Annotated in this window: 21 protein-coding genes; 8 read left to right on the forward strand and 13 right to left on the reverse strand. The window is 64.8% G+C overall.

The genetic code is table 11. From position 1 onward, the window contains the following. Positions 1–39 precede the first annotated feature (39 nt). Genes C7455_RS07775 through C7455_RS07785 form a run of 3 tightly spaced genes read right to left on the reverse strand, consistent with a single transcriptional unit; the run spans position 40 to position 1,889 of the window. Positions 40–759 carry a molecular chaperone DjiA gene (locus tag C7455_RS07775; protein WP_109667118.1) on the reverse strand — a complete coding sequence of 240 codons (720 nt, stop codon included), beginning with the start codon at positions 757–759 and terminating at the stop codon, positions 40–42. Between the two features lie 51 nt (positions 760–810). After that, positions 811–1,281 (reverse strand): GNAT family N-acetyltransferase, encoded by a 471-nt coding sequence (locus C7455_RS07780; RefSeq protein WP_109667120.1) that lies wholly within the window; start codon positions 1,279–1,281, stop codon positions 811–813. Continuing rightward, a complete protein-coding gene (locus C7455_RS07785) occupies positions 1,278–1,889 on the reverse strand; it encodes a VOC family protein (protein ID WP_109667542.1) in 612 nt (203 codons plus the stop codon). The genes C7455_RS07780 and C7455_RS07785 overlap by 4 nt, the downstream gene beginning before the upstream one ends. Positions 1,890–1,941: 52 nt before the next feature. On the opposite strand from C7455_RS07785, the gene C7455_RS07790 reads away from it, so the two are divergent. The 6 genes from C7455_RS07790 (at position 1,942) to C7455_RS07815 (ending at position 7,418) form a co-directional block, all read left to right on the forward strand. Further along, positions 1,942–2,508: a 5-formyltetrahydrofolate cyclo-ligase gene (locus tag C7455_RS07790; RefSeq protein WP_109667122.1), complete on the forward strand. Its 567-nt coding sequence runs from the start codon at positions 1,942–1,944 to the stop codon at positions 2,506–2,508. Between the two features lie 54 nt (positions 2,509–2,562). Continuing rightward, a complete protein-coding gene (locus C7455_RS07795; protein ID WP_109667123.1) occupies positions 2,563–3,387 on the forward strand; it encodes a TIGR00282 family metallophosphoesterase in 825 nt (274 codons plus the stop codon). After that, complete coding sequence (locus C7455_RS07800) at positions 3,377–4,294, forward strand: DMT family transporter (RefSeq protein WP_109667125.1); 918 nt, start codon at positions 3,377–3,379, stop codon at positions 4,292–4,294. Before C7455_RS07795 ends, C7455_RS07800 begins: the two co-directional genes overlap by 11 nt. Then, a complete protein-coding gene (locus C7455_RS07805; protein WP_109667127.1) occupies positions 4,291–5,172 on the forward strand; it encodes a DMT family transporter in 882 nt (293 codons plus the stop codon). Before C7455_RS07800 ends, C7455_RS07805 begins: the two co-directional genes overlap by 4 nt. 78 nt (positions 5,173–5,250) lie before the next feature. After that, entirely contained in the window at positions 5,251–7,032 is a 1,782-nt protein-coding gene (locus C7455_RS07810; RefSeq protein WP_109667129.1) for an SLC13 family permease, read from the forward strand. A 23-nt stretch (positions 7,033–7,055) separates the two neighbouring features. After that, positions 7,056–7,418, forward strand: a complete 363-nt coding sequence (locus tag C7455_RS07815) for a hypothetical protein (RefSeq protein WP_109667131.1) — start codon at positions 7,056–7,058, stop codon at positions 7,416–7,418. Positions 7,419–7,451: 33 nt separating this feature from the next. Here the strand turns inward: C7455_RS07815 and bchJ are convergent, their stop codons facing one another. Together bchJ and bchE are read right to left on the reverse strand one after the other, a co-directional pair. Then, a complete protein-coding gene (gene bchJ, locus C7455_RS07820) occupies positions 7,452–8,042 on the reverse strand; it encodes a bacteriochlorophyll 4-vinyl reductase (protein ID WP_109667133.1) in 591 nt (196 codons plus the stop codon). A 4-nt stretch (positions 8,043–8,046) separates the two neighbouring features. Further along, positions 8,047–9,720, reverse strand: coding sequence for a magnesium-protoporphyrin IX monomethyl ester anaerobic oxidative cyclase (gene bchE, locus C7455_RS07825; RefSeq protein WP_109667135.1), 1,674 nt, complete (start codon positions 9,718–9,720; stop codon positions 8,047–8,049). Between the two features lie 174 nt (positions 9,721–9,894). Between bchE and C7455_RS07830 the strand changes: the two genes are divergently transcribed. Both C7455_RS07830 and carB read left to right on the forward strand, forming a co-directional pair. After that, positions 9,895–11,121: an SAM-dependent methyltransferase gene (locus C7455_RS07830; RefSeq protein WP_109667137.1), complete on the forward strand. Its 1,227-nt coding sequence runs from the start codon at positions 9,895–9,897 to the stop codon at positions 11,119–11,121. A 103-nt stretch (positions 11,122–11,224) separates the two neighbouring features. After that, positions 11,225–14,554 carry a carbamoyl-phosphate synthase large subunit gene (gene carB, locus C7455_RS07835; protein WP_109667139.1) on the forward strand — a complete coding sequence of 1,110 codons (3,330 nt, stop codon included), beginning with the start codon at positions 11,225–11,227 and terminating at the stop codon, positions 14,552–14,554. A 161-nt stretch (positions 14,555–14,715) separates the two neighbouring features. Here carB and C7455_RS19875 read toward each other — a convergent pair whose 3' ends face one another. From C7455_RS19875 to C7455_RS07865, 8 genes are all read right to left on the reverse strand, one after another. Beyond that, a complete protein-coding gene (locus tag C7455_RS19875; RefSeq protein WP_146199954.1) occupies positions 14,716–15,669 on the reverse strand; it encodes a hypothetical protein in 954 nt (317 codons plus the stop codon). A 161-nt stretch (positions 15,670–15,830) separates the two neighbouring features. Continuing rightward, positions 15,831–16,223 carry a BrnA antitoxin family protein gene (locus tag C7455_RS07840; protein WP_211315465.1) on the reverse strand — a complete coding sequence of 131 codons (393 nt, stop codon included), beginning with the start codon at positions 16,221–16,223 and terminating at the stop codon, positions 15,831–15,833. A 132-nt stretch (positions 16,224–16,355) separates the two neighbouring features. Then, entirely contained in the window at positions 16,356–17,696 is a 1,341-nt protein-coding gene (gene proS / locus C7455_RS07845; RefSeq protein WP_109667141.1) for a proline--tRNA ligase, read from the reverse strand. 55 nt (positions 17,697–17,751) lie between these two features. Then, entirely contained in the window at positions 17,752–17,922 is a 171-nt protein-coding gene (locus C7455_RS20110; RefSeq protein WP_170119029.1) for a hypothetical protein, read from the reverse strand. A gap of 316 nt (positions 17,923–18,238) precedes the next feature. Beyond that, on the reverse strand, positions 18,239–19,804 hold the full coding sequence (locus tag C7455_RS07850) for a Ppx/GppA family phosphatase (RefSeq protein WP_109667143.1): 1,566 nt from the start codon (positions 19,802–19,804) through the stop codon (positions 18,239–18,241). A gap of 64 nt (positions 19,805–19,868) precedes the next feature. Next, positions 19,869–22,043: an RNA degradosome polyphosphate kinase gene (locus C7455_RS07855; protein ID WP_109667144.1), complete on the reverse strand. Its 2,175-nt coding sequence runs from the start codon at positions 22,041–22,043 to the stop codon at positions 19,869–19,871. A 90-nt stretch (positions 22,044–22,133) separates the two neighbouring features. Next, positions 22,134–22,814: an HdaA/DnaA family protein gene (locus C7455_RS07860; RefSeq protein ID WP_245904262.1), complete on the reverse strand. Its 681-nt coding sequence runs from the start codon at positions 22,812–22,814 to the stop codon at positions 22,134–22,136. Continuing rightward, positions 22,811–23,896 carry an AI-2E family transporter gene (locus C7455_RS07865; protein WP_109667148.1) on the reverse strand — a complete coding sequence of 362 codons (1,086 nt, stop codon included), beginning with the start codon at positions 23,894–23,896 and terminating at the stop codon, positions 22,811–22,813. Before C7455_RS07865 ends, C7455_RS07860 begins: the two co-directional genes overlap by 4 nt. Positions 23,897–24,027: the final 131 nt, after the last annotated feature.

A 24,027-nucleotide genomic window follows, 5' to 3' on the forward strand; every position in this document is an offset into this window, starting at 1 on the left:
CCGACGATCCATCACGCTGCGTCCATCAGGCCCGGCCCATCATACCCGCTCCGCCGACCGTTCCGAGGACCGGGTCGAGATCTCTTCCCAAGCCCGATTGACCGCGATCAGGCGGCGCTCGGCCAGTTTCACCGCCTCCTCGGGCACGCCGCGCGCGATCATCGTGTCGGGATGGGTCAACCGCACCTCGGCCCGCCACGCGCTGCGGATATCCTCGATACTTGCCTCGGGGTCGACGCCCAGCACCGCGTAGGGGTCCGGCGCGGCTTCGGGCACATAGCACGCGCGCAACCGGCGGAATTGCAGCTCTTCCATACCGAAAATCTCGGCCACGCGCGTCAGGAACGCATCTTCGGCCGGGTGGTAATCGCCATCAGCGGTGGCGATGTGAAACAGCCCCTCCATCAGGTCGCACAGCACGCTGTCCACCCCGCAAGGCCGCCCCTCGGCACGGAACATGGACGCGATGCGCGCGGCATAGGTCTCGAACCCCGCCACATCCTCGCGCGCGAGGTTGAAGACACGCGCCGCCGCCCGCTCATCCTCGGGCGGGATATGGAACACCTGCCGAAAGGCCGTGACCTCGTCGCGGGTCACCAGACCATCGGCCTTGGCCATCTTGGCCGACAGCGCGATCACCGCGATGGTGAAGGCCACGCTGCGTTCGGGTGCGCTGCGCAGCTTGTCGAAGACGGCCGACAGACCCTCCCCTTTGGCAAGGGCGGCCAGCGCCTCGGTGATGCGGGTCCAGAGCGACATGGCGTTTTGTAGCGTGAATTGCCTGCAAATGTCAGGGGAAAGGGTGCCGCATCACAGCAGTTTCTGCATCAGCACAAGGTCATGCCAGCGCCCGAACTTCCAACCGACCTGCGGCAGCCGCCCGACCTCGCGAAAGCCGAGCGCTGCGTGAAACGCCGCCCCGCCCGTGTTTTCCCCCGCCACGCCCGCGATCATCGCGTGGATGCCGCCCGCCCGCGCCGCCACCTCGGCCTGCGCCATCAAGGCGCGCCCGATCCCGCGCCCGCGGCCCGCTTCGGCGACATGCACGGAATGTTCGACCGTGTGCACATAGCCGGTCCCGCCCCGGAACTGCGCCCATGTGACGAAGCCCAGCACCGCGCCCGCGGTATCGGCGACGAACCACGGTTGCGCCCCGATCTGTGCGGCGAGCTCCCCCGGGGTCTTCTCGACCGTGCCAAAGGTGTGTGTCGTGTCGCGGATCACCGCGTTCCAGATCTCCGCGATGGCGTCCGCGTCCTCGGGTCGCCCACGGCGGATCACAGCACCACCTCGCCTGTCGGCGTGGCGATCACCGCCTCCATCCGCGGCGCGTCGGCGGCCACGACCGTGACCCGCGCATCCGCGATCAGCGGGGCCAGTGTCGCGCGCAACGCGTCCGCCTGCGGCGAGAACAGGCGCAGCCCCACCAGCCGCGCGCCCACATCCGACAGGCGCGGGGCAGGGTGCGCCGCCCCCTCCCACTGGATCAACGCGGGGAACAAACCGTCAAAGGGCAAGATGCCATCCACCGGCACCGCCATGCGCCAGCTCAGATCGCCGCGCGACAGCGACCACGCCACACCCGCGCCGGGGGGCGAAGCCGCCAAGGCCCCCTCCAGATCGTCGCAGCGGCAGATCCATGTCGTCGCGCGCGCCGCACCCCGGAACCGGTCGAGGTCGAACCAGCGCGGCTGGCTCGGCGCGCGGCCCTCGGGGTCGATGGCGATGACCTCAAGATACTCCGCGCCCAGCCCCATCAGCCGGTTGTGCGTGCCCATCGCCGCATGCTGCCCGCCGCCCTGCAAGGGCAGGCCCAACGCGGCCTCCACCGCCGCCGCGCCGTCCTGCAGCCGCGCGCTGGCGATTGCGATATGATCGAGTGTCAGCATGCCGTTTCGCCTTGTCTTGCCTCTTGCGCCGATCCGGTTTTGGATATGTCCCATGACCGACGTCAAGACCAGCCTGCGCCAGACCGCCCTTGCCGCCCGCCAACGGGCCTTTGACAGCCGCGCCGACACGGATGTCATCCTGCGCGCCACCGCCCATCTGCTGGCCCGGATCGGCCCGGCCCATGGCCTGACCGTCGCGGGCTACATGCCCATGCGCAGCGAGATCGACCCGATCCCCGCCATGACGGCCCTGCATCGCCAAGGCGCCCGCATCTGCGTGCCGGTGATCGCGGGCAAGGCGCTGCCGCTCGAGTTTCGGGAATGGACGCCCGAGGCCCCTCTGGTCGATGGCCCTTTCGGCGCGCGCATCCCCGCAAGCGGCGACTGGCTCACCCCCGAGACGTTGATCGTGCCCATGCTCGCCTTTGATGCGACCTGCAACCGGCTGGGCTATGGCGGCGGGTTCTACGACCGCACGCTGGCGCGGCTGAAAGCGAAAGGGCCGGTGCGCGCGCTGGGCTTCGCCTTTGCCGCGCAGGCGCTGCCCGATGTCGCGGCTGGACCGACCGATGTGGCGCTCGACGGCATCGTGACCGAGGACGGCATTGTCGCGCCCTGACGCGCGGCCCTTTTCCGCCTTGCCCAAGCCCACCACGCGACCTAAGCCCACTCCATGCGTATTTTATTTCTTGGCGATGTGATGGGCCGCGCCGGGCGCGCGGCGATCAGTGACACCCTGCCGGGCCTGCGGGCCCGCTGGCAGCTCGATTTCGTCGTGGTCAACGCCGAGAACGCGACCGCCGGCGCGGGCCTGTCGGCGGCCCATGCGCGCGCTGTGCTCGACGCGGGCGCCGATTGCATCACGCTGGGCGATCACGCCTTCGACCAGCGCGAGATGCTGCAATTCATCACCGAGGAGCCGCGCATCTTGCGCCCGCTCAATTTTGCGAAGGATGCGCCGGGTGCGGGCGCGCGCGTGTTCAAGGCCACCAAGGGGCGGCAGGTTCTGGTGGCGCAAGCCTTGGGTCAGGTCTTCATGAAGCGGCCCTTCGACGATCCGTTTTCGGCACTCGACGGCGTTTTGCGCAAGTTTCCGCGCGGCGGCGCCGTGCAGGCCGCGCTGGTCGATATTCATGCCGAGGCGACATCGGAAAAGATGGCAACCGGCCATTTCTGCGACGGCCGCGCCAGCCTCGTGGTCGGCACCCATACCCATGTGCCCACCGCCGATGCGATGATCCTGCCCGGCGGCACCGCTTACCAGACCGATGCGGGCATGTGCGGCGACTACAATTCCGTCATCGGCATGGAGAAATCCGAACCGATGCGCCGCTTCATCACCGGCATGCCCAAGGAGCGTTTCAGCCCCGCCGAGGGGCCAGCGACGCTCTCGGGCACCTATGTGGAAACCGATGACAAGACCGGCGCCGCGACCCTTGTGCGCGCGGTGCGGCTGGGCGGGCGGCTGGCGCCCGAGGGCCCGCCGGATGTGGCTTGAGCGCAACCGGGACTGGGCCGGTTATGTCGCCATCCTCGTGCTGTGCGGCGCGGCTTGGGGGCTGGGCCAGCCCTTCGCCAAGATCGCAGTCTCCGAAGGCTACCGCCATTTCGGCATCATCTTCTGGCAATTCGCCATCGGCGCGGCGCTCTTGGGCGCGATCAACCTTGCACGCGGGGGCCGCCTGCCCACAGCATCGCACCACCTCGCCTTCTACACCATCATCGCGCTGATCGGCACGCTTCTGCCCAATTCGGCCAGCTACACCGCCGCGATCCACCTGCCATCGGGCATCTTGTCGATCGTGCTGTCGCTGATCCCGATGCTGGCCTTTCCCATCGCGCTGGCCTGGGGGATGGACCGGTTTTCCGCCGCCCGCCTGACGGGTCTGGTGCTGGGGCTCTGCGCCATCCTCCTGATCGCCGCGCCGCAAAGCAGCCTGCCCGACCGCGCGATGGTCTGGTGGCTGCCGCTGGCCCTGATCGCGCCCTTGTTCTACGCGGTCGAAGGCAATTTCGTCGCCCGTTACGGCACAGGCGGCCTCGATGCGCTGCAGGTGCTTCTGGGCGCATCGCTGGTCGGTATGGTCTTTGCCGGACCCCTCGCTCTGATGACGGGGCAATTCATCTCGCCCTTGCCGCCATGGGGCCTGCCCGATCTGGCCATCGTCGCCTCATCCATCACCCATGCGCTGGCCTATACCGCCTATGTCTGGCTGGTCACCCGCGCCGGATCCGTTTTTGCCGCCCAAGTCTCCTATCTTGTCACGGGGTTCGGCATCCTCTGGGCCAAGCTGATCCTGGGCGAGACCTATTCGCCCTGGGTCTGGGCGGCCGCGCTTTTGATGATGGCGGGCCTCGTCCTCGTGCAACCGCGCAAACCGACCGAGGCGGTGGCGGCCCAATGACCGGATCGCGCGCGCTGATGCTGGCCCCCTTGGCCATCGGCGCACTGTGGGGATTGGGGCAGCCGCTGGCCAAGATCGCGGTCACCGGCGGCTGGCAGCCGATGGGAATCCTTGTCTGGCAGGCGCTGGTGATGATCGCGGGCGGCGCCATCGCCACAAGCCTGCGGGGCAGGGGCTTGCCGCGCGGCAGGCGGGCCTGGGGCGTTTGCGCCATCGTGGCCATCCTCGGCACGCTCCTGCCGCAAGCCGCGATCTACCGCGCGGTGCAGGATCTGCCCGCGGGCGTCATGGCCATTGTCTTGTCCATCACCCCCATGCTCAGCCTTGCGCTTGCCGTCGCCATGGGGCTGGACCGCGCGACTCCGGGGCGGCTGGCGGGCGTGGCGCTGGGCGGCCTCGGCGTGGCGGCCATCGCGCTGGCCGCAGGCCTTGGCTCTGCGCCGCTGTCGCTTCTGGCGCTGTTGATCGCATTGGGCGCACCGCTGTGCTTTGCGCTCAACGGCAACCTGCTCGACCGCCTCCGTCGCGGTGGCCTCGACCCGATGCAACTGGTTCTGGGCTCGGCCCTGCTGGCGCTGCCGGTGGCGCTGATCCTTGCGGGTGCCACCGGACAATTGCGCCTGCCGGGGACAGCGCCGGCCGATCTGGCCATGCTGGGGGCCACCACGCTGCATCTTGTCGGCTACGCGGGCCTGTTGTGGCTGATCGGTCAGGCGGGCGCAGTCTTTGCCGCCCTGACCAACCCTTTCATCACGGGATTTGGCGTGATCTGGTCCCTGCTGCTGCTGTCCGAGCGCTACCCCGCCCCGGTCTGGCTGGGCCTTGCGCTGATCCTTTGCGGTTTCGCCCTCGTCAGGCCGCGTGCGGCGCGGGATTGATCCGCAAGCCCGCTTGCCCCGCCGTGTTCCATCGCTACACTTGACCATCGCCGCGCCCTCCCGCGCCAAGGGACTGACATGATCGACCTGCCCATCCCGGAAACAGGCGCGGGCCTGCTGACGCTCGCCATCTTGGTCGTCATGTTCGTGCTGTTCCTGCGCGAACGCTGGCCGACCGAGGTGGTGGCCATCGGCGGCGTTGCGGCGCTGCTTGTTCTTGGCCTTTTGCCCGCCGGGCGCGCGACCGAGGTGCTGGCCAACCCCGCGCCCTGGACCATCGCCGCGCTGTTCATCGTCATGGGCGCGCTGGTGCGGACCGGCAGCCTCGACCGGCTGACCAAATTCGCGGAGGCCAAGGCGGTTTCGAACCCCACGCTGGCGGTCACGACCCTGCTGGGCGTCGTCGCTATTGCCTCGGCCTTCATGAACAACACGCCCATCGTGGTCATCATGATCCCGGTCTTCGTGTCGATCTCGCGCATTCTCGGCACCTCGACCTCCAAGCTATTGATCCCGCTCAGCTATGCCGCGATCATGGGCGGCACGCTGACCCTGATCGGCACCTCCACCAACCTGCTGGTCGACGGTGTCGCCCGCGCGCAGGGGCTGGAGCCCTTTACCATTTTCGAGATTACGCCCATCGGCCTTGTCGTCGTCGGTTGGGGGATGCTCTACCTGACGCTCATCGGGCGCCATCTTTTGCCCGACCGCAGCTCCATGGCCGCGCTGCTGGGGGCGGGGCGGGCCAAGGCCAAGTTCTTTACCGAACTGGCCATCCCCGAGGAGAGCGCCCTGATCGGACAGAACGTCAACGAGGTCGACCAGTTCCGCCGCGACGGCGTGCGGCTGATCGACGTGCTGCGCGGCGACGCCTCGCTGCGCCGCGACATGTCTGGCGTGCTGCTGCAGGCGGGCGACCGTGTCATTTTGCGCACCGACATGTCCGAGGTTCTGGGCTTGCAGGCGTCGAAAGACCTCAAGACCGTCGACAAGCTGTCATCTGTTCGCACCACCACCGTCGAGGTGCTGATCACACCCGGCGCGCGCCTTGTGGGCCGCACCTTGGGCGATCTGCGCCTGCGCCGCCGCTACGGGGTCTACCCGCTGGCCGTGCACCGCAGAAACCAGAACATCGGCACCCAGCTCGACAACCTGTCGATCCGGGTGGGCGACACGCTGCTGCTGGAAGGCGATCCCGCCGACATCCAGCGGCTGGCCGCCGACATGGATCTGGGCGATGTCAGCCAGCCCTCGGAACGCGCCTACAGGCGCTCCAAGGCCCCGATCGCCATCGGCGCGATGGTAGGGATCGTGGCGCTGGCCGCGCTGGACGTCGCCCCCATCCTCGTGCTGGCCGTGATCGCGGTCGCCGTCGTGCTGCTGACCGGATGCATCGATGCCGATGAGGGGTTTTCCTTTGTCGACGGGCGGCTCTTGGCGCTCATTTTCGCCATGCTGGCAGTGGGCGCGGCGCTCGATCACACCGGTGCGATCACCCTGATCGTCGATCCGGTCGCCCCCTATCTGTCGCAGATGCCGCCGTGGGTGCTGGTCTGGGCGGTCTATTACATCACCACCATCCTGACCGAACTGGTGTCCAACAACGCCATCGCCGTCATCATGGCCCCCATCGCCATCGCCTTGGCGCAGGCCACCGGCGTCGATCCGCGTCCGCTGGTCGTGGCGGTGATGATCGCGGCCTCGGCCTGTTTCGCCACGCCCATCGGTTACCAGACCAACATGCTGGTCTATGGCCCGGGCGGCTACCGCTTTACCGATTTCATGCGGATCGGTATTCCCCTCAACCTCAGCCTCGGCGTGGTCGTCTGCCTGACGATCCCACTGATCTGGCCGCTCTGACCCCTGACCCGAAAGGCCCGCCCATGCGCCGCGCCCTTGCCGCCCTCTCCATTGTCACCGCCCTGGCCGCCTGCGCCGTCGGTCCCGCCTCGCCCGAGCGTGTGACGCTTGACGCCGATCTTCTGTCGGTGCGGATGAGCGACGGCTCCACCTGCCGTGGCCCGGCGCCCGCCTCAGGGTTTGAGGCCGGATGGTCCGGCACTCTGACCGGCTGCGCCGCGACCTATCCCTATGTGGTCGAGATCGACCCGGGCACGAATCCGATCCGGTTCGTCTTGCAAGAAATCCTCGGCGACCGGATCATCCGGCCGGTGGCCACCGTGACGATCACCGATGCCACCGGGCGCGACCGGGTGTTCCAGACGCCCGAACGCATCGAGAATTGAGCGGCAGGCGGAAAACGCCCTTTTGCCGCCGCCTCAAGGCAGGCGGTGCAACTCGAAGCGGCAAGCTATCGACCCTTGCGCGCAGCATTGCGTCTCCACCGCCCGCCAGCGCGGGCCGCAGATCGCGGTGAACAACCGCTCGAAGACCGCCGCGTGCCAATGACACAGCGGCACGTCGGAGACCTCGCCCCGCACCACCGGGTTGTCCGCGATCTCGAACACCGGCGGCCAGTTGGCGACCAGCCGAAACGCCCCCGATCCGCAAAAGGTCCAGGCGTGTTTGGCGATAGCCTTGGACAGGATCGGCACGGATAGCCTTGCGGGCAGGCGCTTCAGCACGGCCTGCGCCGGTCGCGGGATGCGGTGGGCGAGGATATAGTCGCCCGTGCCAAGACCCGCCGCGCGCGCCAGCCGCGCGGCATCATGCGGCAGCGCTTGGCGCACCGCCCTGTGCAAGCGCGCCGCCGGTCCCTCCTCGATCAGGCCCTTTGCCGGATCGGGCAGCGTGATGATCCCTGCCATCGCCAGCAGATGGGCGGTTTCCTCAGGCCCGCGCGCCGCCTCCAGCACCGGCACGAACTGGAGGATGGCATTGGGCCCGATCCGTGCCGCTGCCTCACCCATGGGATCATTCGGCGGGGATGTTGCCCGCCTCCTCCCGCATCTGCTGGGTGCCGCCGCCGCAGGCCTTCACAGCCCCTGCATCGGCTTTCACCTGCGCCCCGTTCGGCAACACGAAATCGCCGGTTCTGGAGAGTTTCGCCGCCCGCTTCTGCGCCGCGATGTCCTGCTTGGACTGCCAATCCTCCATCTGCGCGGGCGCAATCGTCCGCGTCCGATCGAAGTTGAAGTTAAGTTTCCCCTTGGACTGCGGCCCCCAGTAATCGACCTTGCCCAAATCATAGAACTTGCGCGCAAACCCCGCCTTCATGAAGGCCTTGAGGCATCCCAGCAGGTATTTCCGCCGATAGCCCGTGCCGCGCCAAGGGTAGTGGAACAGCGCCTTTTTCGAATAGAAGCGGCGGTAATTGTTCATCACCCGGTCCAGCAATTCGTCGCGGTCCATCGCCTCGGGCTTCATGATGGGCGTGACGAAATTGTATTTCGAGAAGTCAAAAATCTCGACCTTGTCGCCCAACTCTTGGAACAGCGGCGTAAAGGGCCAGGGCGTATACATCGCCCAATTCGCCAGATCCGGCTGCCAATCCCACGCCATGCGGTAGGTTTCTTCCAGCGTCTCGGGCGTCTCGTTGTCCAACCCCACGATGAACTGCGCCTCGGTGAAGATGTCGGCCTCGCGCAGCAGGCGGATCGCCTCCTTGTTCTCCTCGACGCGTGTTTCCTTGTTGAACTGGTCGAGTTTCAGCTGCGCCGCGGCCTCTGTCCCCAACGACACATGGACCAGCCCAGCCCGGCGATAGAGCGGCAGCAGCTCCTTGTCGCGCATGATGTCGGTCACGCGGGTGTTGATCCCCCATTGCACACGGCGGGGCAGGTCGCGCTTGATCAATTCCTCGCAAAACTGGATGAACTTGCGCCGGTTGATCGTCGGTTCCTCATCGGCAAGAATGAAGAACCCCACGCCATGCTCGTTCACCAAATTCTCGATCTCGTCGACCACCTTGATGGGATCGCGCACGCGGTAGTCGCGCCAGAATTTCCACTGCGAACAGAACGAACAGGTGAAGGGGCAGCCGCGCGCCATGTTCGGGATCGCCACCTTCACGCCCAGCGGCACATAGATGTACTGGTCCCATTTCAGCAAAGACCAGTCGGGCGTGATGCCATCCAGATCCTTCACGGTCGCGGCCGCAGGGGTGGCCACGATCTCGTCGCCGTCGCGGTAGGCAAGACCCTTGATCTTGTCGCGGTCGGACGGCCAGCGCCCGTCGTCATAGGCGCGGATCAGCTCGACGATGATCTCCTCGCCCTCGCCCCGCACGATCACATCGACCTGCGGCGCCTCGGACAGGACCTGCTTGTACATGAAGGTTGCGTGAATGCCGCCCAGGATGCGCAACGCCTTCGGCACGACTTCCTTGGCGATCTGGAGCGTCTCCTCCGCCACGTAGATCGAGGGCGTGATCGCGGTGGTGCCCACCACGTCGGGCTGCATCTCGGCCAGCTTCACCCGCAGCTCGTCCGGGCCGATGTGGTCGGTCATCGCGTCGATGAACTGCACATCCGTATACCCGGCCTTTTTCAGCGCCCCCGCGATATAGGCGACCCAGGCGGGAGGCCAATTTCCTGCGATCTCGGCCCCGCCGGAATGGTAATTCGGGTGAATGAGACAGATTCGCATTGGCCACGCTCCCACATGATGTCAGCCAAACAGATCATGAAAACTGTCAACTTGAATTGACACAGATCAAGTTTCCGCCGACCTCCGGGGCTTGGGGTTTTTCGGGCAGCCCAAAGGCGTTATACTCATCCCAGCAGGTATCACACAGGCCACCAACGCGAGGGAGACACCGCGATGTGGACCTTGGTTCTTGATGGCATGTTGCGCCAGTTTTTCGTGACCGGTGCGCTTGATTTCACATATCCCGACGGCACGACGCGACGCTACGGGCCGGGGCAGGGGGCCGATGCGCACCTGATCGTCACCGACCCGGCCCTGTTGCGTCGCTTGGTCCTGTCGACCGAACTGGCGCTGGGCGAAGGCTACATGGACGGCACGGTGCAGGTGGCGGATGACGATCTGGACGCCTTTTTCACCCTGATCATCCGCAATATCGTGCGTTTCGATGTCTGGTGGCGGCGGCTGGGTGTGCGCTTGCGCCGCGCGAAGCGGTGGATCGACCAGAACAACCCGGCGCACCGGGCGCGGGCCAATGTCGCCCATCACTACGACCTGTCGGGCGCGCTCTACGACCTCTTCCTTGACGCCGACCGGCAATATTCCTGCGCCTATTTCGCCCGTCCCGACATGACGCTGGAACAGGCGCAAGACGCCAAGAAGCACCACATCGCCGCCAAGCTCTGCCTCTCGCCCGACATGGAGGTGTTCGAGATCGGCTGCGGCTGGGGCGGAATGGCGCTGACGCTGGCGCAAGATTACGGGGTGCGCGTGCTGGGCGTGACCTTGTCCACCGAACAGCACAAGATCGCCACCGCGCGCGCCGCTCGCGCGGGCCTGTCCGATCGCGTCCGGTTCGAGCTCAAGGATTACCGCGCCGTCAGTGGACAGTTCGACCGGATCGTATCCATCGGCATGTTCGAACATGTGGGCGCGCCCCATTACGGCGAATATTTCGACGTGGTGCGCGACCGCCTCAAACCTGACGGGATCGCGCTGATCCATACCATCGGACGCGTGGCCCCGCCCGGTGCGACCAGCCCGTGGATCGCGAAATACATCTTTCCCGGCGGCTATTGCCCGTCGATGTCGGAAATGGCCGCCGCCGTCGAGCACGCCAACCTCTACCCCACCGATCTTGAGGTCTGGCGCCTGCACTATGCCGAAACGCTGCGCCACTGGCATGACCGCTTCACCGCCAACGAGTACCGTGCCCGCGCGCTCTACGATGATCGCTTCTGCCGGATGTGGCGCTATTATCTCAAGTGCTGCGAACACACCTTCCGCCACAACCGGCAGGCGGTGTTCCAGATGCAGATCGCCCACCGTGCCGATGCGGTGCCGCTGACGCGCGATTACCTGCATCCGGCGTCGGCACAGCGCCAGCTGCGCGCGGCCGAGTAGGGTGCGCCTACGGGCGCATCTCGCCTTGCCCATTCGCACCTTGCGCCCGGTCCCTCCCTGTCTATAACGCAGACAATTTGCGCCAGCCGTCCCGGGGGACCCCATGCCGAAAAGAACCGACATCCGCTCGATCATGATCATCGGTGCGGGGCCCATCGTCATCGGTCAGGCCTGCGAGTTCGACTATTCCGGCGCGCAAGCCTGCAAGGCCCTGCGTGAGGAAGGCTACCGGGTCATCTTGGTCAACTCCAACCCCGCCACGATCATGACCGACCCCGGTCTGGCCGATGCCACCTATATCGAGCCGATCACCCCCGAGGTCGTCGCCCGCATCATCGAAAAGGAACGCCCCGACGCGCTTTTGCCGACGATGGGCGGGCAGACCGGGCTGAACACGTCCCTCGCGCTGGAAGAAATGGGCGTTTTGGCGAAATTCGGGGTCGAGATGATCGGTGCCAAGCGCGAAGCCATCGAGATGGCTGAGGACCGCAAGCTCTTCCGCGAGGCGATGGACCGGATCGGGCTGGAAAACCCCAAGGCAACCATCGTCACGGCCCCCAAGCTGCCAAACGGCAAATACGACATCAAGGCGGGTCTCCAGCAGGCCATCGACGCCATCGAATATGTGGGCCTGCCCGCGATCATCCGCCCCGCCTTTACCTTGGGCGGCACGGGCGGGGGCGTCGCCTACAACCGCGAGGAATACGAATACTATTGCCGCACCGGCATGGAAGCCTCGCCTGTCGCGCAAATCCTCGTTGATGAAAGCCTTCTGGGCTGGAAGGAATTCGAGATGGAGGTTGTCCGCGACAAGGCCGACAACGCCATCATCGTGTGCTCCATCGAAAACGTCGATCCGATGGGCGTGCACACCGGCGACTCGATCACCGTCGCGCCCGCCCTCACGTTGACCGACAAGGAATACCAGATCATGCGCAACGGCTCCATCGCCGTGCTGCGCGAGATCGGCGTGGAAACCGGCGGGTCCAACGTGCAATGGGCGGTGAACCCCGAAGACGGCCGCATGGTCGTGATCGAGATGAACCCGCGCGTCAGCCGCTCCTCCGCCTTGGCCTCCAAAGCCACTGGGTTCCCGATTGCGAAAATCGCCGCGAAACTCGCCGTGGGCTACACGCTGGATGAGTTGGACAACGACATCACCAAGGTCACGCCCGCCAGTTTCGAGCCGACCATCGACTATGTCGTGACCAAGATCCCGCGCTTCGCCTTCGAGAAATTCCCCGGCTCGGAACCGACGCTGACCACGGCGATGAAATCCGTGGGCGAGGCCATGGCCATCGGCCGCACCTTCCACGAGTCGATGCAAAAGGCGCTGGCTTCGCTTGAGACCGGCCTGACCGGCTTTGACGAGATCGCCATTCCGGGCGCGCCCGACGAGGCCTCCATCATCAAGGCGCTCGCCCGTCAGACCCCCGACCGCATCCGCATCATCGCGCAGGCCATGCGCCACGGCCTGTCGGATGACACCATCCACCATGTCACGAAATTCGACCCCTGGTTCCTCGCCCGCATCCGCGAGATCATCGATACCGAGGCCCGCATCAAGCGCGACGGCCTGCCCATGGCCGAGGAAGCCTTGCGAGCGCTCAAGATGATGGGCTTCACCGACGCGCGGTTGGCGAAACTCACCGGGCGCGACGAGGCCAACATCCGCCGCGCCCGCCTCAACCTCGGCATCCACGCCCAGTTCAAGCGCATCGACACCTGCGCCGCCGAATTCGAGGCGCAGACCCCCTACATGTATTCCACCTACGAACACCCCACCATGGGCGAGCCGGAATGCGAGGCCCGCCCCTCCGACCGCAAGAAGGTCGTGATCTTGGGCGGCGGCCCCAACCGCATCGGGCAGGGGATCGAGTTCGACTATTGCTGCGTCCACGCCTGCTACGCGCTCAGCGATGTGGGCTACGAGACCATCATGATCAACTGCAACCCCGAGACCGTGTCGACAGACTACGACACCTCGGACCGGCTCTATTTCGAACCGCTCACCTTCGAGCATGTCATGGAAATCATGCGCGTCGAACAGTCCCGCGGCACGCTGCACGGCGTCATCGTCCAGTTCGGCGGCCAGACGCCGCTGAAACTCGCCAATGCGCTGCATGACGCGGGCATCCCCATCCTCGGCACCACGCCCGACGCCATCGACCTGGCCGAAGACCGCGAGCGGTTCCAGCAACTGGTGATCCGCCTCGGCCTGAAACAGCCCGAAAACGCCATCGCCACCACCGATGCGCAGGCCAAGGCCGCCGCCGAGAAACTCGGCTACCCGCTCGTCATCCGCCCCTCCTACGTTCTTGGCGGCCGCGCGATGGAGATCGTGCGCGACAGCGCCCAGCTTGACCGCTACATCCGCGAGGCCGTCGTCGTCTCGGGCGACAGCCCCGTGCTGCTCGACCGCTACCTGTCTGGCGCTGTCGAAGTCGATGTCGACGCGCTCTGCGACGGCACCGCCGTCCATGTCGCAGGCATCATGCAGCATATCGAGGAGGCGGGCGTCCATTCCGGCGACAGCGCCTGTTCGCTGCCCCCCCACACGCTCAGCGACGACATCCAGACCCGCATCATCGCCCAGACCGAGGCGCTGGCCCATGCCCTCAACGTCGTGGGTCTCATGAACGTGCAATTCGCCGTCAAGGACGACGAGATCTACCTGATCGAGGTCAACCCCCGCGCCTCGCGCACCGTGCCCTTCGTCGCCAAGGCCACCGACTCGGCCATCGCCTCCATCGCCGCGCGCCTCATGGCGGGCGAGAAACTGGCCGATTTCCCCATGGCCGCCCCCCACACGCCCGTCGATGACGCCACGCCCATCATCCCCAACGACCCGATGACGCTCGCCTCCTACCGTACGCCCTGGTTCTCGGTGAAAGAGGCCGTGATGCCCTTTGGCCGCTTCCCCGGCGTCGACACGCTGCTCGGGCCCGAGATGCGCTCCACCGGTGAGGTCATGGGCTGGGACCGCACCTTCCCCCGCGCCTTCCTCAAGGCGCAACTGGGTGCCGGCACCGTCCTGCCCGAGGCCGGCACCGTCTTTGTCTCGATCAAGGACGAGGACAAGGGGCCGCTGCTGATCGAGGCGGCCGAAATCCTGCGGTCTTTGGGCTTCTCGCTTCTGGCAACCCGCGGCACCGCCAGCTTCCTCAAGGAGCACGGCATTCCCTCCGACATCGTGAACAAGGCCTACGAGGGCGGGCGCAGCATCGTCGACATCATCAAGGATGGCGGCGTGCAATTGGTGCTGAACACGACCGAGGGCGCGCAGGCGGTGGAGGACAGCCGCTCCATGCGCGCGGTCACGCTGGCCGACAAGATCCCCTATTTCACGACGCTGGCCGCCAGCCACGCGGCGGCGCAGGCGATGCGGGCGAGCCGGGAAGGGGAGCTGGGGGTGAGGTCGTTGCAGGCGTGAGTGGGCGGGCGGCATTGCCAACGCTCACTTGCGAGATCACTTCGGAACGTCAGGTATGGCAACCTTAGATTAAATTGTACGCCATACAATGGATCTTATCGAAGGAATTAGCCTAAATGATATGTTGCACGGCGCACAGGTCGATAGAATGAATATAACCCTTATTCAATAATACAATTTCGGACACGCACACCAAGGACGCGGCCTATGGAAGCGAGTTCTCCAGTAATTCGTACATTTTGTCCGACGGTCAATCGCTCAAACATTGACGTTTCTTGTGCACTACGCGCAATGCACGTACCTCTCACCGGAAGATGTTCGGGATTGAATGTAGCTTGCCAAACAACCACCTCAAACCGGTCGAGGCCAAGGCTTGGGCTAACCGCTTGTACATCATAGATTGATCCACGAGCAGTGACTAGCTCTCCTGCGAGGCTTTCCTCTAGCCCTGTGAGTTGGACATCCGTTAAGTTGGGCAATCGCCTCGCAAGATCGACAGGATCAATACTATTTGGCGATGCCTGCGCATAGCCGTTCAGAGTGGAAATTAAATTCTGCGCACGCGTATCACTACTTTCACCTGATGTTACATTTCCTAGCCATTCCCATCCAAAAAAGAAGTGCACAAATATCACTAGCCCGACAAGCTGAAGAATACCAAATTTTTCACCTGACTTACTTTTTTCCGCTTTTTCGCGCCTTGGAAGGGGAGGTCTAGCTGGCGGCAATCTTTCAGTCGGAGCAGCTATTAAAGTTTGACTAGATCCATCATAAGATTCGGCATATTCCTGAGGAACTTGGACCGCAGAGTTCATCTGCTCTAATTCAACTTCGATCTTCGAAAGGATGCTGTTTACTAGTTCTTTTCCTGTAATGTCCAACATTGCCTGGGGTAACTTTTTAACTCGCACTTCGCTTGATTGACCTATTTGTGCAACCCATAGATCGACTTCTGCGCGCTCCTGCCAGAACGTCTTCTTTCTTTCTGCAAAGATTTGATGACGTGCGTGGTCCTCGTCTGTGATATCCAAATCTAATGCGCGTAGGGCTCTCTGAGAAGCCTCAAAGACCACACTGGCAGGCGTCCCCTCAAAGATCTTTTTTGCCTCAGCCATGGGACCTCGTCATCCAGTTCATTGATAAGAAAATCCTACTTGTATCAAGCACTAAGCCAAATTAGTGCTTAGAAAGGAAATTAGTCAATGGAAAAAGAGGTCGCGTTGCCAGCCTTCTAATGAAGTAGCCGAGGCCGTAGAGGGGTATGAACTTGCAGCCCTCACTCCCCCCTCTGCCTCCGCCTCTCCGTCTCCCCCCACTTCGGCACCTCCATCCGCGACTGCCAGCTGTCCCGGAACGGCTCGATCGTGTCGTCGCCGTGCAGCAGCCCTGCCAGCTTGGCGTGCATGAAGGCCGACAGCACGTCGTTCATCCGGGGCTGATACCCCGGCCCCATCGAGCGGAACCATTTCACCACATCCGCATCCAGCCGCACCGTGACCCGGACCTTGGCGCTGTCGCGCCGGGTGGCGATCTCGTGCCAGTCGGGCGGGATCCGGTTGTCGAACCAGATCTTCGAATGCATCTCGAATTCGAACCGCCTGAGCGCGTCCGCCATGTAGAAGTGATGCCGCCGCCGGGCCTCGCCCAGCGGTCTGTCCTGCGCGCCCATGCCCGCCCCCTGTCTCGTGGAATGGGGCCAGTCTCGGGTGGCAGGGTCAACAAAGCGCTAACGCCCCGCCGGTGACGGGCGGTGTACGGCATGTGTACGCGCGGTGTACGCCCTGTGCGGCGGGGGCCAACACTACATATGGGGGGCGTAGATCTCCGCCACCCGCGCCACGGCTGCCTCAAGCGACAGCTCCTCGCTCTCGCCCGTGCGGCGGCTCGTCAGCTCCACCACACCCGCCCCAAGCCCGCGCGGCCCGACCGTGATGCGCCAGGGCAGGCCAATCAGGTCCATGGTGGCGAATTTCGCTCCGGCCCGCTCGCTGCGGTCGTCGTAAAGCGGCTCCAACCCCTTGGCAGTGAACGCTTTATACAGATCCTCGCAAGCCCCGTCGCAGGCCGCATCGCCCTGCTTCAGGTTCACGATGCCGACATGGAAGGGCGTCACGCCCTCGGGCCAGATGATGCCCTTGTCGTCATGGCTCGCCTCGATGATCGCCCCCACCAACCGGCTCACGCCGATCCCGTGGGACCCCATGTGCACCGGCACGCGCCCGCCCTGACCGTCATCGACCAAGGCCCCCATCGCATCGGAATACTTGGTCCCGAAATAGAAGATCTGCCCCACCTCGATCCCCCGCGCAACCCTTTGGCGCTCCACGGGAATCTGCGCGAAAACCTCGGCGTCATGGGTCTCGTCGGTGCGCGCGTAGCGCGAGGTAAACTCCTCCAGCACCGCCTGACATTCCTCGACCGAATCGTAGTCGATCGCCCGGTCGCCAAAGCGCAGATCGGTAATCTGGCTGTCGTAGAACACCTCCGACTCGCCCGTCTCCGCCAGCACGAGGAATTCATGCGTGTCGTCGCCGCCGATGGGCCCGCTGTCCGCCCGCATCGGGATCGCCTGCAGCCCCATCCGCTCATAGGTCCGCAGGTAGCTGACCAGATGGCGGTTGTAGGCGTGAAGGGCGGCTTCCTTCGTCAAATCAAAGTTGTAGCCGTCCTTCATCAGGAACTCGCGCCCCCGCATGACGCCAAACCGCGGCCGCACCTCGTCGCGGAACTTCCACTGGATGTGATAGAGCGTCAGCGGCAGATCCTTGTAGCTGCCCACATGGCTGCGGAAGATGTCCGTGATCATCTCCTCGTTGGTCGGGCCATACAACATGTCGCGGTCATGCCGGTCGCGAATGCGCAGCATCTCGGGGCCGTAAGCGTCGTAACGGCCTGATTCCTTCCACAAATCCGCCGGTTGCAGCGTCGGCATGAGCATCGGGATATGCCCCGCACGGATCTGTTCTTCATGCACGATCTGCTCGATGCGCTTGAGCACCTTGTAGCCCAGCGGCAACCACGAATAGATGCCCGCCGCCGATTGCTTGATCATCCCCGCCCGCAGCATCAGCCTGTGGCTGACGATCTGCGCCTCGGACGGCGTTTCCTTTAGAACGGGCAGGAAATAGCGGCTGAGGCGCATGGGGAAACCCTTTGGCGAGACATGTTTCGCGACGCATACGCCAAAGGAAAACGCCTCACAAGGCGCGGGTTCCGCGCCCCTCTTGCAACGTGGTCTGCACCGGCACGGTGGTGGCATCCGCCCGCGCGGCCTGAAGCCCGGTCACCAGAACGGCGCAGGCGGCAAGGATCAGCACGATCAGAGCGGCGGACAGGAAATTGAACAGCGACATGGCAGTGTCCCCCATTGGATGACAGACCCTAACCCCGGGCCGGTTGGCATGACAGGCAGGCATTCCCTACCCGCTCCACCCCAAAAAAAGGCCCCCGGAAAACCGGGGGCCAGTCCAACAGGGAGGAAAAAACAGCTCTCAAGCTGCGACGAGACCGCCCGAGCCGAAGATCAGGACCGTGAAGATCACAAACACGAGGACCACGAGGGAAATCGCGATGGTGTTCAAGATGGTCATGGCAGCGTCTCCGGGTCGGGGGTCTCGGGGGCGGTGTTGCAAAGGCTATGCCAACACTTCCGTCGAGCGTAGTCCGGAAAACCTTACGATGCCCTTACGGTCCGTTCACCACGATGGCTTCGACCTCCATCGCGGCGGCCAGCGCCTTGAACCGCGCCTGTGCCACCTCGCCGAACAGGTCGCGCCCGGCGTCGGTGTGCAGCGTCAAGATCAACTCGCGGCGCTTGGAGCGGTAGACGAGCGTGCCATGGTCGGAGGGATTGGCGACCGCGAACATCGCGCCAAAGCGCATTGCGCGGCCTAAAATTTCGGCCTCGCGCACCTGTGCTTCGGGCAGCAGGTCCAGCAGCGCGGGATCGAATCCGGTGCCTGCCCGGTTCGATTTGTAGCGGTGCAGCAGCGCCAGACCCAGATAGACCCTTTCGGCATGGGTCATGCCGCCAAGGTTTGCGCGGGTCGCGTTGTCGAAACAAACCTCGGCGCGGTAATCGGGATGCGCGCGCCAACTCACGTCATGCAACAGGCAGGCAGCGCGGATCAGGCGCTTCTTGTCGGCGCGCGCGCGGGGGAACAGCGGTTCGACGAAGCGGTAAAGCTGGCGGCCAAAGCCCGGCATGCGGGCCGATTGCGCCTCGGAATGGCGGGCGGCTTCGATCAGGGGGTCGCGCTTTCGCAGCGCCTCGGACATCTGTTCATAGAGCAGCCCCTCGCGGATGCCGTAGGACGACACGGCGATTTCGCGGGGCCTCAGCTTGCGCACCAGCACCTTTAGCACCTCGGCGGCATGGGGCACGAGGCGCATGCGCTCTCCGCTGGTCCCTGTCGAGGCGCGCAGCACGTCGATGTCGGTCTTGCCGATATACTTGATCGTGTCGAGGATGCCTTGCGGCGTCATCCGGTATTCGTGCAACACCTTGAGCGGGTAGCCACGCCGTTCCATGTCGATGCGCGCAATCGCCCGCCATGATCCACCCACCAGAAACAGCCGCTCCGAGCGTTGGGCGAAATCATTGGCCAGCCGGCCCACCTCGGCCTTGATGTGGGCGCGCAGCGCCTTCTTGCCGCCGGTGATCCCCATCAGCTTGAGCGGCCCGAGGTCCGAGCTTGCCCGCATCCCGACCTTGCCTCCGCCCTTGAGCTCGGCAAGTTCCATCGAGGATCCGCCGATGTCGCAGATCAGCCCCTCGGCGCCGGGCCAGCCCAAAAGCACGCCCTGCGCCGACAGCCGCGCCTCTTCCGTGCCGTCGATGACCCGGATCTCGAGGCCGGTTGCCGTGCGCACCGCCTCGCGGAACGCGGCCCCATCCTCGGCGTCGCGCACCGCCGCCGTCGCCACCGCCAGAAGGGGTGCTACCTCAGCCGCATCGGCCAACCGGGCAAAGCGTTTCAGCGCGCCCATCGCGCGGATCTTGCCCTGCGCGTTCAGCCGCCCGGTCTCGGAAAAGCCTTCGCCCAGCCCGCACAGGATCTTTTCGTTGAAGAAATAGGCCGGGCTGCGGGCGGCGCCGTCAAAGATCACCATCCGGACGGAATTCGAGCCGATATCGATCACGCCAACGCGCGCAAGGCTTTGCGCCTCGGGGCCATCGAAAAGGGGTACGCCAAAAGGCCCCCATTCGGGGTGCTGTTCCGGGCCGCCCGGCGGCGTTTCGGCGCGCATCTGCCTAACCATGAGGTCTTGTGCACAGGAGCCACGCAGGCGTCAACCACACCGGCGTCGCGGGTCAGTCATGACTGTGCGTCAGGTCCGGCACATCCTTGGCCCCCGCAGAGCCGCGCCCCGACAGCGAGGGGTTTTCCATGAAGAAGCGGTGGCACGAAAACGGGGTGTCGATGGCGTTCAGGTCGGGGCGCAGGAAACTGCCATCGGGTTGCAGCACCCAAGTCTGGGCCACATCCGCAAGGTTCGCCGCCATGATCTGGCTGACGATCTGCGCCTTGACGGTGGGGTTGCGGCATTCGACGAGTGTTTCCACCCGGCGGACGAGGTTGCGGCCCATCCAATCGGCCGAACTGATGTAGACACGCGCCTTTTTCGACGGCAGGCCAAAGCCGTTGCCGAAACACACGATGCGCGAATGTTCCAAAAAGCGCCCGACGATGGATTTGACGCGGATGTTCTCCGACAGGCCCTTCACGCCCGGGCGCAGGCCGCAGATACCGCGGATGACCAGATCTATCCGCACCCCGGCCTGTGACGCGGCATAAAGCGCGTCGATCACGTCGGGGTCGATGACCGAGTTCATCTTGACCCAGACCATCGCGGGTTGACCTGCCTTGGCATGTTCGATTTCGGCCTTCAGCCCGTCGAGGATCGTCGATTTCAGCGACAGCGGCGAGATCCGCAGGTTTTCCAACCCCTCGGGTTCCGCATATCCGCCGACATAGTTGAACACCTTGGTGGCATCGCGCCCCAGCGCGTCATCGCAGGTGAACAGGCTCAGGTCGGTGTAGATGCGGGCCGTGATCGGGTGGTAATTGCCGGTGCCGAAATGGGTGTAGGTCACCAGCCGGTCGCCCTCGCGGCGCACCACTGTGCTGATCTTGGCATGCGTCTTGTAGTGGATGAAGCCGTAGATCACATGCGCGCCGGCGCGTTCCAGCTTGCGCGACTGGCGGATGTTGGCGGCCTCGTCGAAACGGGCCTTCAACTCCACCAGTGCGGTCACGGATTTGCCGTTCTCTGCCGCCTCGCACAGCGCATCGACGATGGGGGATTCGTAGGAGGTGCGGTAGAGCGTCTGCTTGATCGCCACCACATTGGGATCGCGCGCCGCTTGGCTGAGAAAGCGGATCACCATGTCGAAGGTCTCGTAGGGGTGATGCAGCAGCATGTCCTTTTGCCGGATCGCGGCGAACATGTCGCCGTCATGGTCCTGCACCCGTTCGGGCACGCGCGGCGTGAAACTGGGCCACAGCAGATCGGGCCGCTGATCCACCACCAGTTCCTTGAGACGGACCAGCCCGATCATGCCTTTGACCTCGACCACCTCGGTCTCGGTGACATGCAGCTGGTGCACGATCTCGGCCTTGAGCTCGTCGGGTGCGCCCGCACTGATCTGCAGGCGTACGACCTCACCCCGACGGCGGCGCTTCAGCGCTGTCTCGAATTCGCGGACCAGATCCTCGGCCTCTTCCTCCACCTCCAGATCGCTGTCGCGCAGCACGCGGAACATGCACGATCCGGTCAGCTTGTAGCCCGGAAACAGCGCCCCGATATGCAGACGCAGCAGGTCTTCGAGCGGCAGGAACCGCATCTGCCCCTCGGGCGCGGGCAGGCGCAGAAACCGGTCGATCTGGCCCGGGATCGGCAACAGCGCCTTGAGAACCCGTCCGTCCCGCTCGCGCGTCATCTGCAGCGCCAGCGCGATGCCTTCGTTCGGGATGAAGGGAAAAGGGTGCGCCGGGTCGATGGCCAGAGGCGACAGCACCGGAAAGACGCGGGCGAAAAATTCCTCTTCAAGATGCTTTCGATCCGCGACCGTCAGCTTTGAGGTGGTCACGACGGTCAGCCCTTCGGTCTCCATCTCGGTCCTGAGCGCGTTCCACGCCGCCTGCTGGTGCTGCATAAGGCGTCTTGCATCGGCGTTGATCAGCTTGAGCTGCTCGGCGGGTGTGCGCCCGTCGGCTGCGGGCGTCAGGTTCCCCTCCTGCGCCAGCTCGCGCAGGCCCGCGACGCGCACGGTGTAGAACTCATCGAGATTTCCCGCCGAGATCGACACGAAGCGCACCCGTTCCAGCAGCGGCACGCGCGGGTTGCCGGCCTCTTCCAGCACACGCCAGTTGAAGGCCAGCCACGACAGCTCGCGGTTGAAAAACCGTTGAGGGCCGGTGATCTGCGCCTCGGGCAGGGTCACGGGTTCGGGCAGGGGGGCGGTGAGGAAATCGGCGAAGCTCATGGGGGCGGACCTAGTGGGATTGTGTGAAGGTTGCGTGACGCATGCCTCCATTGTGGGGCGACGGCCGCACGGCGTCGAGGGGCGTTCGGATCACCCGCCAAGCCGGGCCAGCACCTGCTTTACATGGCGCAACCCCGGCTTTTGCTTGTCCGCCAACGCCTCGGCGTCGAGGTCGTTCACGAACCGTTGCACATCGGCCAGCGACCGCGCGATGCGAGGCAGGACATAGGCCACCAACGCGGGCGTCAGCGTCATCTGACGGTCTGCGGCCAGCTTGACCAGAACGGCGGCCATCAGCGCGTCATCAGGTGCCCTCACGCTCACTTGCGCGGCTTGCAACATGCGGCTGAGCAGGTCCGGCAGGCGCAGCCCCCAGTGCCCCGGCGGGGCGCAGGCCGTGATGAGTAGCGCGCAGCCGCGATCGGCGGCGGCATTGTGCAGGTGGAACAGCGCCTCTTCCTGCACCGGGTTGCCCGCGATGCGGTCGGCATCCTCGACCACCAGAGCTGGGGTCTCGGCGAGGGGTGAGGGGTCGGTGTCGGAAAGGTTCGAGGCCGCAACGATCCGCGCGCCGCCTTGCGCCGCGAAAACATGGGCCAGATGCGTCTTGCCCGCGCCTGCAGGGCCGATCAGCAGCATCTTCCCCCCCGGCCAGTCGCGCCAGCCGTCCAGCCCCGCGACGGCGCCCGCATTGGCCTCGGAGACAAAGAAATCCGCGCGCCCCATCGCCGCCCGGAACGGCAGGTCCAGCACCAGTTGACGAGGGCTCACGCGTCGTCCCCGTGACCCTCGTGCTCGCGGTCGGACTGGCCTTTGTAGAGCAGCCCGTCCTTGTACTGATCGATCACAAAACGCACCAGAACCCCGATCGCCGCCGCCACCGGCACTGCCACCAGCATCCCCGCAAAGCCGAAGAGCGTGCCAAACGCCGAGAGCGCGAAGATCAGCCAGACCGGGTGCAGGCCCACGGAGGACCCCACCAACTTGGGCGTCAAGATGTTGCCCTCGACCATCTGTCCGACCTGAAAGATCGCCGCGACTGCCACGATCAGCCACCAGTCGCCCCAGAACTGGAACAGCGCCAGACCGACAGACAGACCGCCGCCCACCAGCGCGCCGACATAGGGGATGAAGGTCAAAAGGCCTGCGACCAGCCCCACCACCAGCCCGAACTGCAGCCCCACCACCATCAGTGCCACAGCATAGAAGGTGCCGAGGATCAGGCAGACCGTGCCCTGACCCCGGATGAAACTGGCCAAAGTCCGGTCTATCTGGCCGGCCAGCATGCGGATCGTGTCGGCATGATCGCGCGGCAAAAGGTCGTCCATGCGCGCGATCAGGCGGTCCCAGTCGAGCAACATGTAGAAGGCCACGACGGGCACAACGACAAGGAACACCAGCAGGTTCACGACACCTGCAGCCGAACTGAGCAGCTGTTGCAGCAATTCGCCACCCCGCGACTGAATCGTCTCGCCGATGGAGACGAGCGACTGGCGCACAGGTGATCCCTCGGCCATCACGTCGGGAAACCGTTCGCTCAGCCAGTTGCGCAACTGGTTGAACAGATCGGGTGCGGACTGGATCAGACCATTGGTCTGCTGGATCAAGAGCGGGATGATGACCAGAAGCGACAGGGTCACCACGCCAAGCAAAAACACGAAGATGATGACGGTGGCGAGAACCCGGCTCAGGCCCATCTTTTCCAGTCGGTCGGCGACCGGATCCAGAAAATAGGCAATCGCGCCGCCGACGAGAAAGGGCAAGATCACGTTGCCCAAAGCCCAGAGCACGAAGAGGAACACAGCCGTGGCGATGCCCCAGTAGGTGACTTGCTGGCGGATGGGCAGGGCCATGCGTTCTCCTGTTTCTTTGCCCTTGATGCGGCAGGGTGGGCCGCCGGACAAGGGGTGGCATGCTACGCAGATAGGGTTTGGGCGAAAAATGCGCGACCGCCGTATGGGAAAACTGCAGTTGTCCCGGCCGA

The sequence above is a fragment of the Roseicyclus mahoneyensis genome (assembly GCF_003148775.1).
GTDB classification, from domain to species: Bacteria; Pseudomonadota; Alphaproteobacteria; order Rhodobacterales; family Rhodobacteraceae; genus Roseicyclus; species Roseicyclus mahoneyensis.